The 16,005-nt window shown below is 71.8% G+C and carries 16 protein-coding genes; 10 read left to right on the top strand and 6 right to left on the bottom strand.

The window, feature by feature from the left end; genetic code table 11:
- The first annotated feature begins 134 nt into the window (after positions 1–134).
- Positions 135–1,847, top strand: a complete 1,713-nt coding sequence (locus ACGFNN_RS16670) for a PucR family transcriptional regulator (protein WP_393556490.1) — start codon at positions 135–137, stop codon at positions 1,845–1,847.
- Positions 1,848–2,039: 192 nt separating this feature from the next.
- Entirely contained in the window at positions 2,040–2,825 is a 786-nt protein-coding gene (locus ACGFNN_RS16665; RefSeq protein ID WP_393556488.1) for a hypothetical protein, read from the top strand.
- A gap of 175 nt (positions 2,826–3,000) precedes the next feature.
- On the opposite strand, the gene ACGFNN_RS16660 is transcribed toward ACGFNN_RS16665, so the two are convergent.
- Positions 3,001–3,756, bottom strand: a complete 756-nt coding sequence (locus tag ACGFNN_RS16660; RefSeq protein ID WP_393557076.1) for a GntR family transcriptional regulator — start codon at positions 3,754–3,756, stop codon at positions 3,001–3,003.
- A gap of 143 nt (positions 3,757–3,899) precedes the next feature.
- Between ACGFNN_RS16660 and ACGFNN_RS16655 the strand changes: the two genes are divergently transcribed.
- Positions 3,900–4,748 (top strand): (2Fe-2S)-binding protein, encoded by an 849-nt coding sequence (locus ACGFNN_RS16655; RefSeq protein WP_393556486.1) that lies wholly within the window; start codon positions 3,900–3,902, stop codon positions 4,746–4,748.
- Between the two features lie 204 nt (positions 4,749–4,952).
- The gene (locus ACGFNN_RS16650) at positions 4,953–6,038 is read left to right on the top strand and encodes a DUF2637 domain-containing protein (protein ID WP_393556484.1); all 1,086 of its coding nucleotides are present in this window, start codon (positions 4,953–4,955) and stop codon (positions 6,036–6,038) included.
- A 3-nt stretch (positions 6,039–6,041) separates the two neighbouring features.
- Here ACGFNN_RS16650 and ACGFNN_RS16645 read toward each other — a convergent pair whose 3' ends face one another.
- Positions 6,042–6,449, bottom strand: coding sequence for an ATP-binding protein (locus ACGFNN_RS16645; protein WP_393556482.1), 408 nt, complete (start codon positions 6,447–6,449; stop codon positions 6,042–6,044).
- Positions 6,450–6,691: 242 nt separating this feature from the next.
- Here ACGFNN_RS16645 and ACGFNN_RS16640 point away from each other — a divergent pair, with 242 nt between their 5' ends.
- Positions 6,692–7,090, top strand: coding sequence for a ribonuclease (locus ACGFNN_RS16640; protein WP_365520066.1), 399 nt, complete (start codon positions 6,692–6,694; stop codon positions 7,088–7,090).
- A gap of 91 nt (positions 7,091–7,181) precedes the next feature.
- A complete protein-coding gene (locus ACGFNN_RS16635; protein WP_393556480.1) occupies positions 7,182–7,571 on the top strand; it encodes a barstar family protein in 390 nt (129 codons plus the stop codon).
- Between the two features lie 42 nt (positions 7,572–7,613).
- Here the strand turns inward: ACGFNN_RS16635 and ACGFNN_RS16630 are convergent, their stop codons facing one another.
- Entirely contained in the window at positions 7,614–8,417 is an 804-nt protein-coding gene (locus ACGFNN_RS16630; RefSeq protein WP_393556478.1) for a helix-turn-helix domain-containing protein, read from the bottom strand.
- Positions 8,418–8,536: 119 nt separating this feature from the next.
- Between ACGFNN_RS16630 and ACGFNN_RS16625 the strand changes: the two genes are divergently transcribed.
- On the top strand, positions 8,537–8,887 hold the full coding sequence (locus tag ACGFNN_RS16625; protein ID WP_393556477.1) for a nuclear transport factor 2 family protein: 351 nt from the start codon (positions 8,537–8,539) through the stop codon (positions 8,885–8,887).
- Between the two features lie 72 nt (positions 8,888–8,959).
- Here ACGFNN_RS16625 and ACGFNN_RS16620 read toward each other — a convergent pair whose 3' ends face one another.
- Together ACGFNN_RS16620 and ACGFNN_RS16615 are read right to left on the bottom strand one after the other, a co-directional pair.
- Positions 8,960–10,702: a pyruvate dehydrogenase gene (locus ACGFNN_RS16620; protein ID WP_393556475.1), complete on the bottom strand. Its 1,743-nt coding sequence runs from the start codon at positions 10,700–10,702 to the stop codon at positions 8,960–8,962.
- 59 nt (positions 10,703–10,761) lie between these two features.
- The gene (locus tag ACGFNN_RS16615) at positions 10,762–12,075 is read right to left on the bottom strand and encodes a protein phosphatase 2C domain-containing protein (protein WP_393556473.1); all 1,314 of its coding nucleotides are present in this window, start codon (positions 12,073–12,075) and stop codon (positions 10,762–10,764) included.
- 306 nt (positions 12,076–12,381) lie between these two features.
- On the opposite strand from ACGFNN_RS16615, the gene ACGFNN_RS16610 reads away from it, so the two are divergent.
- Together ACGFNN_RS16610 and ACGFNN_RS16605 are read left to right on the top strand one after the other, a co-directional pair.
- The gene (locus ACGFNN_RS16610; RefSeq protein ID WP_393556471.1) at positions 12,382–13,368 is read left to right on the top strand and encodes a helix-turn-helix domain-containing protein; all 987 of its coding nucleotides are present in this window, start codon (positions 12,382–12,384) and stop codon (positions 13,366–13,368) included.
- A gap of 81 nt (positions 13,369–13,449) precedes the next feature.
- Positions 13,450–13,932 carry a DUF456 domain-containing protein gene (locus ACGFNN_RS16605; RefSeq protein WP_362549026.1) on the top strand — a complete coding sequence of 161 codons (483 nt, stop codon included), beginning with the start codon at positions 13,450–13,452 and terminating at the stop codon, positions 13,930–13,932.
- Positions 13,933–14,001: 69 nt separating this feature from the next.
- Here ACGFNN_RS16605 and rsgA read toward each other — a convergent pair whose 3' ends face one another.
- Entirely contained in the window at positions 14,002–15,156 is a 1,155-nt protein-coding gene (rsgA, locus tag ACGFNN_RS16600; protein ID WP_393556469.1) for a ribosome small subunit-dependent GTPase A, read from the bottom strand.
- Between the two features lie 312 nt (positions 15,157–15,468).
- On the opposite strand from rsgA, the gene ACGFNN_RS16595 reads away from it, so the two are divergent.
- The gene (locus ACGFNN_RS16595; protein ID WP_393556467.1) at positions 15,469–15,969 is read left to right on the top strand and encodes a DUF5949 family protein; all 501 of its coding nucleotides are present in this window, start codon (positions 15,469–15,471) and stop codon (positions 15,967–15,969) included.
- The last annotated feature ends 36 nt before the right edge of the window (positions 15,970–16,005 follow it).

Raw genomic sequence — 16,005 nt, 5'->3', positions numbered from 1 at the left:
CCATGAAGGAATTGGCTGGCCCCCATCCCCGTCTTGTAGATTCGAACGAATGGCGGGTACCGGTAACCTCACCGCAATTCACAGGTCACCTCCGTCGTCCCCCGCACCAACGAAGAGATCGGCGGCAATCGACGATGCGGCTGCGCGCACTGCTGGACACCGAGGCGCTGGGCCTGCGTCTGCTCGGCGGCGAGGACGAGCTGGACCGTTCGGTCCGGGGCGTCATGACCACCGACCTGCGCGACCCCAGCCGCTACCTCTCGGGCGGGGAGCTCGTCCTGACGGGGCTGGCGTGGCGCAGGGACGCCGCGGACTCCGAACCCTTCGCGCGCATCCTGGCGAACGCCGGGGTCGCGGGCCTCGCGGCGGGTGAGGCCGAGCTCGGCGCCGTCCCCGACGACCTGGTCGAGGCGTGCCTGCGCCACCGGCTCCCCCTCTTCGCGGTCGACGAGACCGTTGCCTTCGCGACGATCACCGAGTACGTGGTGCGTCAGGTCTCCGGAGAGCGCGCCGGCGACCTCGCGGCGGTCGTCGACCGCCACCGCAGGCTGATGACGTCGGGCCCCGCGGGCGGAGGCCCCGAGGTGGTCCTCGACCTGCTGACCTCCGATCTCGACCTGCACGCCTGGGTCCTTTCCCCCACCGGCCGGCAGATCGCCGGCGCGGGAGACCCCCTGACCCCCCGGACCGGGGCGGAGCTGGCCGGACGCCACCTCGCCGCGACCCGTACCGGCCGGCCTGGGCCGCACCGGGCCGAAGTGGACGGCACGTCCTATTCGCTGTTCCCGATCCGGAACACCGGTCGGAGCACGCTGCCCGCGCCCGCGCGCGATGTGCGCGAGTCGGTGCTCTCGGACTGGCTGCTGGCCGTCGCGGCCGACGCGGGCGACTGGCCGGACGCCCGGCTCGACCTGCTCCAGGGCGTCACCCAGCTGATCGCCGTCGAGCGGGACCGCAGGGACGCGGCCCGCTCGGTACGCCGCAGGCTGGCCCAGGAGGTGCTGGAGCTCGTCCAGACCGGTGCCCCGCCCGCCGAGATCGCCGCGAGGCTCCGGGTGGCCGCGCCGGTGCTGCTCCCGGGCCTCGGCACCGCCCCGCACTGGCAGGTCGTGGTGGCGCGGGTCGAGTGGGCGGAGGAGGACTCCGGGCTCTCGGGCGGCAGGGCGGCACAGGCTCTGCTGGAGGAGATCCTGGTGGACCCCGAGGTGTCGGGACCCGACTCGGCCGACCGAATCGCCGTGGCGCACACGGGCGAGGAGGCCGTCGCCCTCGTGCCGCTGACGGCGGAGGTCTCCGCGGCCCCGGACGCCGCGGACGCCCAGGGGGAGGCGGCGCCGCAGCCGCGCGACGCCGCTCTGCACGCCGACCTCCTGCTGGGCGCCGTACGCGCTCCGCTGGCCGCCGGTCTGGCCGACGACGGTCGCCTGACACTCGGTGTCAGCGCCGCCGTGCATTCCGCCGAGGGGCTGCGCGGCGCGCTGGAGGAGGCACGGCACGCGCGGCGGGTGGCCGCCGCGCGCCCCGGTCCGGTCTGCGCGGCCGGCCACCACGAGCTCGCCTCGCACGTCCTGCTGCTCCCGTTCGTCCCGGACGACGTCCGCAAGGCGTTCACCGCCCGGCTCCTGGACCCGCTGCGCGACTACGACCGGCGCCACCGCGCCGAGCTGATCGAGACGCTGGAGGCCTTCCTGGACTGCGACGGTTCCTGGACCCGCTGCGCGACCCGGCTGCACCTCCACGTCAACACGCTGCGCTATCGCGTCGGGCGTATCGAGCAGTTGACGGGTCGTGACCTTTCGCGCCTGGAGGACAAGCTCGACTTCTTCCTGGCCCTGCGGATGAGCTGAACTCCGGGGGTTCTCACTTCCCTCGCGGGCAACGGGTGATTGTGAAATCTTTCACCTGACATCGATCCCACCCCTTGGCCCGGCGTCCCATTCCGTGCTGAGATGCGCGCAGACCCTGGCCGACCGGCGGTCGCCGGCCGGCCTTCGCAGCTCGATGGCGCGCTCGGGGAGGGCAATGTGGCGCATACCGCCATGTCTGGTGCCGGAACGACAGCAGATGACGATCCGCCGCTCCAGACAGCGGTATGGCGGCTGCGCTCACGAGCCTGCTGGACGGACGCGGCCGCCCTGCTAGAACCCCGGGCGGCCACGGACCCGACGGCCGCCCTCCAGCGGACCTCACTGCTGATCGAGCGGTGCCTCTACACGGGCGCCGGCTGGACGGACGCCGAGGACGCCCTGCGCAGCGCCGAGGCCCTCGCCCATGACGACTCCGAACGCGGCGCCGCGGCCTGCGAGCGCGGCTACCTCGCCTACGCCTCGACGCTGCTCGGGGCACGCGACCGGGCCGACGAGGCGAGCGTGGCGCTCAGCCGGGCCGCCGCCCTGCTCTCCCCCGCCGCACCGGGCCGTCCCCTGCTGGACTTCCGCAGGGGGCTGATCGCCCAGAACATCGCCGACTCCCCCCAGGCGGCACGCGCGGCCTACCGCAGGGCACACGCCGGAGCCACGGCGCGGGGCGACGAACTGCTGCTCTCGTTCACCTGGCGCCATCTCGCATCCCTCGCCCTGCTCGAGGGCGAGCTCGCGGAGGCACGGCACGGCTTCGCCGAGTCGCTGCGGATACGGGAGGAGCTGGGGTACCTGGTCGGCACGGCTCCGGCGCTCATCTCGCTGGCGGACGCCGAGGCCGAACCCGAGGCGGCCGCGCGGCTGCGGGCCGAGGCGGGACGGCTCTTCCGGCTGCTGGGCGGGGTTCCCACCTGGCTCGCACCCCGTCTGGAGGCACCCGGCCCGGGGACGGTCGAGGCGAACTGACGGACAGCCCGCGCTCCGGAGGGCGCATGGGCTCCGCGGTGCCCAGGGGCCTGGCAGGCTCCGAGGTCACGCGGGGCCGGCAGCCCCAAAACCCGGCGGTCCCAGAGGTGCTGCGGGGCCTGGCGCTCGGCGGTCCGCCGGACGCCGGCCCCGCAGACTCGGCGCCCCGGTCGGCTCAGCGGTTCGCGCCCTCGAAGTGCTCGGCCACCAGGGAGCGCACCGCTGCGAAGTCCTGGGCGATGAGCGCGTCCAGCAGGGCGGTGTGTTCCGCGGCGTCGGCGCGCAGATCGGCGAGGCGGGCTGCCGGCGCGTTCGCCGGAGGCCACTGCGACCTGCGGTGGAGGTCGTCCGCGACGGCGACCAGCTGCTCGTTGCCCGCCAGAGCCAGCACCGCCCGGTGGAAGGCCCGGTCGCTCTCGGCGTAGGCCACGCGGTCCCCGATCGCCGCCGCCGCGACCGTCGCGTCGGCCAGCGGGCGCAGTGCGCACCAGCTCGCCGGAGGCACCGAGTGTGCGAGCCGGAGTACGACGGGGACCTCGATCAGCGCGCGTACCTCGGCGAGCTCCGCGATCTCCCGCGGCCCTCGCTCACTGACCCGGAAACCCCTGTTCGGCACGGTCTCGACCGCCCCTTCGACGGCCAACCGCTGCATCGCCTCGCGCACCGGAGTCGCCGACACGCCGAAACGGGCACCCAGCGCCGGGGCCGAGTAGACCTGCCCCGGGGCCAGCTCTCCGCAGGCGAGGGCGGAGCGCAGGGCGTCCAGAATCTGGCCGCGTACGGAGTGCCGCTGAACCGCACGGGGCACCTGCGGGTCCCTGGGCCCGTCGTGGGTGTGCTCACCACGTGCCTGCTCGGGCACCCGGGCGCCCTCCGGGCTGCCCGCGGAGACATGCGGGCGCACTTCCTCACACGCTCCGCCTTGCTCCACCTGGACCTCCTCGTGCTGGTGGGCCGGCTCGCGCGCGCCGGGCCCCATGTGCACGATAGGCGCAGGGGGCGCCGGTTCAAACAACACGATCTTCGGGTAAGGTAAGGCTAACCTGTAAAAGATCGCGATTCGGTGGTCCCCGCATGACCGTGCCCGCCCTGCTCACCGCCTCCGCCCCGTCGGCCCTGACGGCGGCGTACGAACGTCTGGCCGAGGTCTTCCCCGGCCTGCGCGCGGATGTGCTCACCGGCGGCGCCGAGGCGCCGACGGGTGGCGGCTGGGTCGGTGCCGCCGATCTCGCCTCGGGCGGCGCGGAGCTGGACGAGTTCCTGGCATGGGACGACGAGCAGGTGCTGCGCGACTACGGCACCCGGGCCCGGCCCGACGTGGTCGCCAGCTTCGGACTCCACCGGTACGCCTGGCCCGCGTGCCTCCTGGTCACCCTGCCGTGGTTCACGCACCGCCGCGTCCCCCGGATCCCCGTCGCCGATGTCTTCTTCCACCGGGGGCTGGGCCGCCTGGCCCTCCGCGTGGAGGAGTTCGCCTGCCTTCCCGACGACCCGGCGGCCGGGCAGCCCGGAGCCCGCGTGGTCGCCGACGAGGCGGCGCTGCGGGCCGAGGTCCTCGACGCCGTGGCCCAGCACATCGAGCCGGTGCTGGACGGCTTCCGGCCGCGGATGCGCCGCGGGAAGAGGGCCCTGTGGGGCATGGCGACCGACGAGATCGTCGAAGGTCTCTGGTACGTCGCGCACCTGCTGGGCGAGGAGGGCCGTGCCATGCGGGAGCTCGAGCTCCTGCTGCCGGGTACCACCAAGCCCTACGTGGGCACGGCCGGCTTCCGTGAACTGACCGGCCCGGAAGGGCAGTCGCTCCCCACACGCGACCGCGCGAGCTGCTGCCTCTTCTACACCCTGCGGCCCGAGGACACCTGCGTCACCTGCCCGCGCACCTGCGACGCCGACCGCGTACAGAAGCTGGCCGCCGCCTCCTGAGGCTCGCCGCGGTTCGCACCACCCGGCCGGGCGACAGCGATTCGAATGCAACTCGGCTTGATCGTGCGAGCATTCGAAGTTTTTCCGTCCAACGATGAGCCCCGCCGACCCAATGGCGTTCAGTTGCCAGGAAAACCCCTGGGAGCGACGGCATTTCCGCCACGATGGCGCCCGAAACGCCCTACGTGACGCAAGGGACCGCGCATGAGACTGACCGACATATCGCTTGACTGGCTGCTTCCGGGCGCCGTGCTGCTCGTGGGGGTCATGGCGGCGGTGACGGTGGTCGCGCGCGGCAAGCGCGCCGCTGAGAAGGCCGCGGCCGACGACAGCTGGGAACGAAGCGAGGAGCGCCGAAGGCGCAAGGAGGCGCTCTACGCCACCGCCTCGTACGTCCTGCTGTTCTGCTGTGCCGCGGTCGCCGCCGCCCTCTCCTTCCACGGGCTCGTCGGCTTCGGCCGGCAGAATCTCAGCCTCTCCGGGGGCTGGGAGTACCTCGTACCCTTCGGCCTCGACGGGGCCGCGATGTTCTGTTCGGTGCTCGCGGTGCGGGAGGCCAGCCACGGTGACGCCGCGCTGGGTTCCCGGCTGCTGGTGTGGACATTCGCCGGTGCGGCGGCCTGGTTCAACTGGGTCCACGCGCCACGCGGTATGGACCACGCCGGAGCCCCGCACTTCTTCGCGGGCATGTCGCTCTCGGCCGCGGTGCTGTTCGACCGCGCGCTGAAGCAGACCCGCCGTGCGGCGCTCCGCGAGCAGGGCCTGGTGCCCCGCCCGCTGCCGCAGATCCGGATCGTCCGGTGGCTGCGCGCTCCCAGGGAGACCTTCGGCGCCTGGTCGCTGATGCTCCTCGAGGGCGTACGCACCCTGGACGAGGCGGTCGACGAGGTACGCGAGGACCGGCGGGAGAAGGAGCAGGACCGCCACCGACGCAGGGACCAGGCGAAGCTGGACCGGGCCCACATCAAGGCCCTGAACCGGCAGAACCGGGTCTGGGGGCGCGGCGGCCGCGGCGGCCGCCAGGTGGACGTCCAGGCCATCGCCCCCGCGGCGGGTGGCGGCCCACCGGCCGTCGCGGAACCCGCCATAGCGGAACCGGGACAACTGCCCCTGCGCCCCCGGCCATCCCTGCAAGCCGCGAACCGCTCGAACTCCAGGAGCACTTCGGCACAGACGACGAGCGGTGACACCGCGACGGTCGACCTCACCGCAGAGGACGACACCCAGGCCCTGCCCAGGCTCGATTCACTCGAGCAGAAACTGAAGGACCTGGAGCAGCAGTTCGGCTGAGGTTCAGGGCTTGCCCCCTCTCAGCTCGAACCAGACGACCTTGCCCAGGGCCTGCGCCGTCACTCCCCAGGAGTCGGCCAGGTTCTGGACGAGGAGCAGGCCCCTGCCGTGCGTACCGTCGTCGGCGTTCGGTACGTACGGCGCGGGTTCCTGCCCTGGAACAAAATCCCGCACCTCGACCCGTACTCGTCCGGGAGCCGTCGTCACCGTGACGACCGCGCCGTTGCGCGTGTGGATGAGCGCGTTCGTCACCAGTTCGCTCAGAAGCAGTTCCGCCACGGCCACCTCCTCGGGCCCTCGGCTGCGTCTCAGGAACTCCCGCAGCTCCGCCCGGACACCAGCCACCCCCGACAGATCGGTGTGCCCCAGTCTGCGTCGCAGCCGCGTGGGCCCCTCCCGTCTCTCCGTCATGTCCCCCGAGCGCACACCGAATCGACCTCCCCCGGAATCCGTCGCGTCCTGTCATGTGTCGAACACCTTCCGGGGATGCATGCCCCACAGGCTGCGGGTCACGCGTCAACAAGTGAACGAAGGGCCGATCCCGTGCATGCGGCCCGTCGCGATGTCGCGTTTTTGTACTCACGGTTAACTTCCCAAAAATTCACATGAGTTGGCGTTGACGGATGGGGTTCTACGCGCGTCATCATGTGGGCATGCGAATCCCCCCACGGATCACCACGCTCGGCGGCGTCGCCGCCCTCCTCTCCGTCCTCTTCGTCGGCGGGCCGGTCACGGCCTCCGCCGCGACGGCTCCCTCGATCTCCGCGGTCGGCGGCATCTGCTACTCCGCCCTCCCCTCCCAGGCGCATGACACGCTCGACCTGATCGACGCGGGCGGCCCGTTCCCCTACGAGCAGGACGGCACGGTCTTCCAGAACCGGGAAGCCCTGCTGCCGAGTCAGGCCACGGGCTACTACCACGAGTACACGGTCATCACCCCCGGCTCGTCCGACCGCGGTGCCCGCCGGATCGTGACCGGCGAGGAGGCCGAGGAGGACTACTACACCGCGGACCACTACGAGTCCTTCGACCTGGTCGATCACGACTGCTGATCCCCACCCCCGGTCCGGTCCGCGCCGTAGTCCCCCACCTGCGGCGCGGGCCACCGGACCCGGTTCGGGTCACGCTTGTAGGCTCCCGCGCATGACCGTGACGTATGTGATCGACGGGTCCAGGGTGACCGGGCTTGACCGCTTCTGGGATGTGGTCGGCGAGGCGGTGAACGGTCCCGGCGGTTACTTCGGCCGCGGCCTCGACGCCTTCGCGGACTGCCTCTCAGGCGGTTTCGGCACACCCGAGGACGGGGATTTCGCCATCGAATGGCGTCACCACACCGAATCCGCACGGGCACTGGGCCACGAGGAGACCGCCCGCAGGCTCGAGGACCTGCTCCCGCGGGTCCACCCGGCCAACCGGGAGCGTGTCGAACGGGAGCTCGCACGGGCCAGGGCAGGTCAGGGCCCGACGCTCTTCGACGATCTGGTCGGCATCATCACCGACCGGACGGCTCCCGGAACTCTCCGACTGCTGTGAACCCGTGGCTCCCCGCGTACACCGCCCGCCACGGGACGGCCCCTACCGCCCGCCGAACCTGCTCCTGGTCGATTCGTCGGCCGGCAGGAACGTCTCCAGATGCAGGCCCTCCAGGGCCGTGTCGGTGGCGGTGCTGAGCGTCGCGGACGTGCTGAAGAAGCGCAACGGGCCGTCCTCACCCTCGATCTCGAGCGTGATCACCGGACCGCCCGAGCGGACGGTCCCCCTCTCCGTGGCGTACCCGGCGAGGTGTCCGGCGACCTCCGCGGCGAGCTCGCGGTGGCGCGGGTCATGGGTGCGCTCCGCACGGTGGCTCACCTGCCGGAGCAGATGACCACCCCACTCCGCGAGGTTCCCGATCCGCCCCGCGAGCCCGTGCGGATGCAGCGAGACCCGGACCACGTTGACCGGTGGCTCCAGCAGCTCCGGCGCGCACCCGGCCATCAGCGCGTCCACGGCGGCATTGGCGTCGACGATGTCCCAGTGATCGTCCAACAGCAGTGCCGGATAGGGCAGATGGGCGTCCAGGAGGCCGCGCAGACCGTCCATCACCACGGCGATCGACGCGTCGTCCCACGATCGGTCCCGGTAGCGGGGTGCGTACCCGGCGGCCAGCAGGAGTCCGTTGCGGTCCCGCAACGGCACGTCGAGGCTCTCCGAGAGGTGGATGATCATCTCGGCTGTCGGGTGGGCCCTGCCGGTCTCGACCCGGCTGAGGTGCCGGGTCGAGACACTCGAACGGTTGGAGAGCTCCTGCTGGCTGAATCGTCGCCTCTCCCGCCAGGTCCGCAACAGCGCGCCAACGGTGGGGATTTCGACCTGAGGCCTTACTGACGCGATGCTCATGGCCGTGAGCCTAGCGATCCGGGTCCAGGTCGCCATGACCTCCGAGGTCATGGCTCGGAGCGTGCCGTCCAGGCCACGATTCCGGTCGTAGGCAGACCGGAACGCACGGGAGGAACCCCATGAAGGACATCGTCGAGCAGTACCTGGCCACCTGGAACGCGACTGGCGACGAACTCGCGGCTCTGCTGTCCGAGCACTGGTCGCCCGAGGTGACCTACACCGACCCGATGGCCGAGGTCTCCGGCCACGAGGGCGTGGCCGCGGTCGTCGACGGAGTACGGGCGCAGTTCCCAGGGTTCGTGTTCAGCCGGGTCGGAGAGGCCGACGCCCACCACCAGCAGGTGCGGTTCCGCTGGGGCCTCGGCCCGGAGGGCGCCGAGCCGCTGGTGATCGGATTCGACGTCCTCGTGACCGACGGGTCGGGACGGATCACCGACGTACGCGGCTTCCTGGACGTGGTTCCGGCCTGACGGTACCTCCCGGCGGTGTGGTCCTCTGAGGGGACCACACCGCCGAAAGCAACGGCCGCTCCCCTGGTCCGATCACGGCCGGGGCACGTTGCGGATGTTCGAGCGGGCCATCTGGAGCATCCGCCCCACCCCGCCGTCCAGGACGATCTTGCTGGCGGAGAGGGCGAAGCCGGTGACCATGTCGGCGCTGATCTTCGGCGGGATGGAGAGGGCGTTCGGATCCGTGACCACGTCGACCAGAGCGGGCCCCTTGTGCTTGAAGGCGTCCTTGAGCGCGCCTTCCAGCTGCTTGGGCTTCTCCACCCGCACCCCGTAGGCCCCCGCCGCCCGCGCGATCGCGGCGAAGTCGGGGTTCTTGTTCGTCGTGCCGAACGACGGCAGGCCGGCGACCAGCATCTCCAGTTCGACCATTCCGAGCGAGGAGTTGTTGAAGAGGACCACCTTCACCGGCAGGTTGTACTGGACGAGCGTGAGGAAGTCGCCCATCAGCATGGAGAACCCCCCGTCCCCCGACATCGACACGACCTGCCGGCTCCGGTCGGTGAACTGCGCCCCGATCGCCTGCGGCAGCGCGTTCGCCATCGACCCGTGGCTGAACGAGCCGATCACCCGCCGCCGTCCGTTCGGCGTGAGGTAGCGGGCGGCCCAGACGTTGCACATCCCGGTGTCGACGGTGAACACGGCGTCCTCGTCGGCGAGTTCGTCGAGGACCGAGGCCACGTACTCCGGATGGATCGGGACGTGCTTCTCGACCTTGCGGGTATAGGCCTTGACCACACCCTCCAGCGCGTCGGCGTGCTTCTTCAGCATCCGGTCGAGGAACTTGCGGTCGGACTTGGCCTTCACCCGCGGGGTCAGGGCGCGCAGCGTCTCGCGTACGTCGCCCCAGACCGCGAGGTCGAGCTTGGACCGGCGGCCGAGGTGCTCGGGACGGACGTCCACCTGGACGATCTTCACGTCGGTCGGCAGGAACGCGTTGTACGGGAAGTCCGTGCCCAGCAGGATCAGCAGGTCGCACTCGTTGGTCGCCTCGTACGCGGCCCCGTAGCCGAGCAGCCCGCTCATCCCGACGTCGTACGGGTTGTCGTACTGGATCCATTCCTTGCCGCGCAGCGCGTGGCCCACCGGCGCTTTCACCCGTTCGGCGAACTCCATGACCTCGGCGTGCGCGCCCGCCGTGCCGCTCCCGCAGAAGAGCGTCACCCGTTCGGCCTCGTCGACCATCCGGCGGAGTGTCTCGATCTCCTCGTCCCCGGGCTTGACCGAGGGGCGCGAGGTGACCAGGGCGTGCTCGACCGACTTCTCCGGGGCCGGCCGCGAGGCGATGTCACCGGGCATCGAGACGACGCTGACTCCGCCGCGGCCGATGGCGTGCTGGATGGCGGTCTGCAGCAGGCGCGGCATCTGCTGCGGGCTGGAGATCATCTCGTTGTAGTGGCTGCACTCCTGGAAGAGCAGCTCGGGATGGGTCTCCTGGAAGTATCCGAGGCCGATCTCGCTCGACGGGATGTGCGAGGCGAGTGCGAGCACCGGGGCCATGGAGCGGTGGGCGTCGTAGAGCCCGTTGATGAGGTGCAGGTTGCCCGGCCCGCAGGAGCCGGCGCAAGCGGCGAGGGTGCCGGTGATCTGCGCCTCGGCTCCGGCCGCGAACGCGGCGGTCTCCTCGTGCCGGACCTGGATCCACTCGATCGACGAGTTGCGCCGGACGGCGTCGACCACCGGGTTGAGGCTGTCTCCCACGACGCCGTACAACCGCTTGACCCCCGCACGCACGAGGATGTCGACGAACTGTTCCGACACGTTCTGCTTGGCCATGGGTGCGTGCCCTCTCTGCCTCCGGCTGTCCTTGCTCCATCAACCCATGGCGTGCCGGGTTACGCCTCCCAGACAGCCGCGCTCGTACGGTCGTCGGCGTATCCCTTGACCCGGATCTGCGTGTCGGCCAGGTAGGCGGGCAGTCCCGGCGGCCCCTCGGACGACCAGCGCCGTGCCAGTTCCCGGGCCAGTTCCGGCTCCGAGCGCATCGGTTCGGCCAGACCATAACCGCAGAGCAGCAGGGTGTCGCCGGGACGGGCGACCGAGGCCCGGAAACGGAAGGGGCCGGCAGCCGGCGGTGAGGGCTCTCCGGTGTAAGGGGAAGGGGGTGTGGTGATCTGCAGATCCATCGTCAGCCGGTCCCCGCCCGGGCTCTCCTCGCCGGCGGCCTCGGGCTCCGGGAGCTCCGGATCGAGGTCCTGCCAGGCCCCGTCGCGCAGGCGGAAGAGACCTCCGGGCCCGATGCCGAAGAACACCCGGGTTCGGCAGTCCGGGTCGGCGGTGAGCAGAAGACAGCGCAGACCCGAGGTGTAGGCGGACTGATCGAGCCCCAGCTCGGCGGCGCGGGCCCGGAGCTTGCCGTAGGTACGGTCGGTGAGGCGGTGCAGACCTGACTTGAGGTCTCCCCTGCGTCCCGCCCTTATGTCGTCGGCGAGCCGGGCGTGGCTGCGGGCGACGGCTTCCGCGATCCAGCGGCAGGCCTCGGCCGCGGCCAGGTGTGCGCGCCCCCCGGTCCTGTCGCCACCCGCCACCGCGACGAGCACCAGTGCGCTGTCGCCTTCCCCGAAGCGGGCCGTGAGGAGGGCGTCGCGCCGGGGTTCACCGCGGAAGCGTGCGGAGTCGCCGCGCACCGAGGCTGCCCTGAGTGTGTACGTCCCGTACCGGGCGCCGTCCACGACGGTGTCGGGCACGACGTCACCGAGGTCCTCGGAGCCGGATGCGGGCAGGGCCCCCGGTTCGGCGTCGTAGGTGGGCGGACGGTCGCCGATGTGGGCGACGGCCGGGCGCTCCGCGGTCACCGGGGCGGGAGGGGCGGACGGCCGGGGGCGGGCCGGCGGAGCGGGCGGCGGCACGGCGAAGGTCTGCGGACGGGACGGCCCGTCGGGAGCTTCCCAGGGTGCCCGCTCCACCGGGACGGTGCGTGCCGGTCCCGGCGGCTCCTGTGCCGGCTCCGCCCTCGACGCCCGTGGATCGGGCAGGGGCACCACCGTGACCGGGTGGTCCTCGCCTCCCACGGTGTCCGAGACGGACTCGAACCGGTCGTCGAGGCTGTCGGGATCCCCGCCGGTCCCGGTGTCCGAGGCGGTCTCGTCCTTGTACAGCGCGCCCCACCAGTCGTCCTGGTGGGCGGGCGTCTCCCCCTGCTGGCTCATGTCCCTAGTCTCGACCGACGGAGGCGTACGAAACCGGGTCATCCGGAAAGTGGTCCGGAAGTGGCAGCTGTGTCGGCCCGCCGGACGTCCCCACCCCCCACGGGAAGGTCGCCCGGCGGACCGGTCCATGATCGGCCCGCCGCCCGTGGGCGTGGTCGCCGTTGTTCACCGCCAGGTTGTCAGAGGTACCGGGGGCAGGGGGCATGATGACCTCGGCGGGTTTACGCCGTGGCCGCTTCTCGCCACGGCGGGCCGGCCGAGGGTGGGCGCGGACACGCGCGGGTACGTATGCGGGGAGGGCCGGGGATGCTGGCAGCGATAGGGCTCGACGAGAGGCAGGAGGCGGCCTACCGGGCGCTCGTCACGACGGGTGCCGCGGAGCTCTCCAGTCTCGCGCGCCGGCTTGCCGTACCGGAGGCGGAGGCCGAGCGCGCGCTCCGTCGCCTGGAGCAGCAGGGGCTCGTGGCCCAGTCTTCCTCCCGTGCCGACCGCTGGGTCGCCGCGCCGCCCGGGGTCGCGCTGGGCGCTCTGCTCTCCCAGCAGCGCCACGAACTCGAGCAGGCCGAGCTGGCGTCCGCGCTGCTCGCCGAGGAGTACCGGGCCGAGGCGGCGGAGCCCGCGGCGCACGACCTCGTGGAGGTGGTGACCGGCGCGAGCGCCGTCTCCCACCGGTTCCATCAGCTCCAGCTGGGAGCCACGTCGGAGGTGTGCGCGCTGGTGACGGGAAAGCCGGTCGCGGTGTCCGGTATGGAGAACGAGGCCGAGGAACGGATGGCGATGCGGGGTGTGCGTTACCGCGTGGTCGTGGAACGCGACGTGCTGTCGTCCCCGTCGGGCATCGTGGAGCTGTCGGCGGCCCTGAGCCGCGACGAACAGTGCCGGGTGACCGACCGGGTGCCCACCAAACTGGTGATCGCGGACTCCGCACTGGCCATGGTGCCGCTGAGCGGCCGCAGCACCGAGCCCGCGGCACTGGTGATCCATGCCAGTGGACTGCTGGAGTCGCTGACGGGGCTTTTCGAGGCGGTGTGGCGGGACGCGATGCCGTTGCGGCTGGGGACGGGCGAGATCAGCGAGGAGAACGGGCCCGACGCGGACCCCACGGATCTGGAGATACTCTCGCTGCTCCTGGCGGGCCTGACGGACGCCAGCGTGGCGAAGCAGCTGGACCTCGGGCTGCGGACGGTTCAGCGGCGCGTCAAGGGCCTGATGGAGCTGACCGGGGTCACCACCCGTCTGCAGCTCGGCTGGCACGCCTACGAGCGCGGCTGGGTGGCACGCGCCCCGCGCTGACCGTCCTGGGGCCCGTGGCTTCGGCCGCCCGGAGAGCCGTGCTGACGGGCGCGACCGCGCCGACTCCTGCACGCTGGTCGAATGAGTGTGTGGCAGCTCGTTGCCGTCGGGGCGGTGATGCTGCTCGGGCTGGTCGGGGTCCTGGTGCCGGGAGTGCCGGGGCAGGCGATCGTCTGGGCCGCCGTCCTGTGGTGGGCGCTGACGGACCCGACGCCGGTCGCCTGGGGCGTACTGATCGGTTCCACCTGTCTGCTCCTGCTCGGCCAGGCGCTCAGACCGCTGCTTCCCGCACGGCGTCCCCGCGAGTCCGGCGCGCCCCGCCGGACGCTGCTGGCCGGGGGGATCGCGGCGATCGCCGGGTTCTTCGTGATCCCGGTGGTGGGCGCGGTCCTGGGTTACGTGGGCGCCGTCTACGGCGCCGAGCGCCTGCGCCTGGGCAGCAGGGCGGCGGGCTGGACCTCGCTCAGGTCCGTGATGCGGGCGACCGGATACTCCGTACTGGTGGAACTCTTCTGCTGCCTGCTCGCGGTGGGCGCCTGGCTGGGAGCCGTGGTCTGGGGCTGAGGCCGGCAGGCGGCGGGGTCCGGGCGTCCCGCGGGCTCGACCGCCCACGGGCTGCCCGGACCTGATCCGCTACCGCGCCCCTCCCCGCTTCAGCTCCATGGCCGCGCGCCCCTCGGCGCCCCTGCGCTTCCATTCGCGCAGCGTCTCGCTGCGCAGCCGGGCGTCGGTCTTGGCCGCGATGCGCTGGTTCTCCCGCAGGAGCTTGCGGTAGCTCTCGAGCCGCCGTTCGTGCAGTGATCCGTCCTCGATCGCGCCGAGCACCGCGCAACCGGGCTCGGCCTGGTGGGCGCAGTCGTGGAAGCGGCACCGCAGTGCCAGGTCCTCGATCTCCGAGAAGACCTGGCCGACGCCGGCCCCGGCGTCCCAGAGACCCACACCCCGGAGCCCCGGCGTGTCGATCAGGACACCTCCTCCGGGCAGTACGAGCAGGTTGCGAGTGGTGGTGGTGTGACGCCCCTTGCCGTCGACGTCCCGGGCCGCCTGTACCTCCATCACGTCCGAGCCGAGCAGGGTGTTGGCGAGCGTCGACTTGCCCGCACCCGAGATCCCGAGCAGCACGCTCGTCCCGCCCGACGCGATCGCGCCGAATACCTCGACGCCCTCTCCGGTGCTGGAACTGACGGGTAGCACCTGCACGCCGGGAGCGACGCGCTCGATGTCCTGGACGAGGTGGGACAGCGTGACGGCGTCCGGGACCAGGTCGGCCTTGGTCAGGAGGACGACCGGGTGAGCCGCATACCGCCCGGTGTTCCGCCCGTCGCCCAGCAGGGCGGCTCCCTCGGTGCTGGACATTGCGAGCGCGAGGAACCGTTCCAGCCGGCCGAGGTCCAGTTCGACGGCGAGCGAGACGCAGATGACGATGTGATCGATGTTGGTGGCGAGCACCTGCCCTTCGGAGCGCTGCGAGGACGTCGAGCGCACGAAGGCGGTGCGCCGGGGCAGGAGGGCGCGGACGAACTGCGGGTCGCCGTCCGGGTCGACGGCCACCCAGTCACCGGTGCAGACGATCCGCATCGGGTCACGGGGCACCACGAAAGCGGTGTCGGCCCTGAGCGTGCCGTCGGATGTGACCACGTCGCACTGCCCGCGGTCCACCCGCACCACGCGTCCCGGCAGGAGACCCTGCTCGGCGTACGGGGCGAAGGTGTCGGCCCATGCGTCGTCCCAGCCGTACGGAGCCAGCGGGTGCGACGGGGTGGAAGCCTGGAAATCGAGGAAAGACAAGGGGGAACCCTTCACAAGGGCGGCCCCGGCCACGCGCGTCGGGCGCGGGATGGAAGTCTCAGCCGGTGGCCGCGGAAGTGGGAACGATGCACTCCGGGTTGTGGGCAGCGCCCACCGCAACGACAGTCATCAATGTCCTCACCTCCTGGTTCCTCGAACTCCGCACACTGTAGCCCGGTGCCTCGGCCTGCCTCAAAGGGTTTTTCGGGGAGGTGAGCCGACGCGATCGACAGGTACCGCTTGGCGGCGTTCTTCCCCGATCAGGTGATACGCGTGCGTAAGGACGGGTCTCGGGCGGTTAGGGTGCCGGACATGACGTCACCGAAAACCGCCACTCCCCCTTATTCGCAGGCCCAGTTGGGAACACAGGTCCTGATCGGCTGGAGCGGGTCGAGCCGCCCGGGGGAAGCCGACAAGGCGTTCCTCCTCACCTACTCCCTGGGCGACGGCCCGGACGGAGCCGGCACCGGATCCACGGCGATGCGCACCGCACTGGAGCGCAGTGGACTCCGGGTGGGGGGCGAGACGCTGGACGCCACGCCGTTGCCGAACCTGCCGGTGAAGCTCGTCGTCCAGGCCGGACAGGCCGTGCTGACGCTCCCTCATTTCAAGGCGCAGTACACCGTTCCGCCCGAGTGGCTGGCGGCGGCCCGGTCCGAGGGCACGGTCCACGGGATGTTCGCCACCCGCCCGTGGCCCGCCGCCGTGCCCGGGCAGCCCGTCACCGAGGAACTGCTGCGGTCTTTCGTGGGCGATCCAGATGTCATCGCGTCCTCCGCCCACTGCCTGCTGCCGGTGCGCACCCTCGGCTGAGAGCGAGCCCTGGGTACGGACACGAAGAGGCCCACC

The sequence above is a fragment of the Streptomyces sp. NPDC048590 genome (assembly GCF_043199535.1).
Taxonomy (GTDB): Bacteria; Actinomycetota; Actinomycetes; order Streptomycetales; family Streptomycetaceae; genus Streptomyces.
The sequence above is the reverse complement of the archived record's forward strand: the minus strand, read 5'-3'. Positions and strand labels throughout refer to the sequence as shown.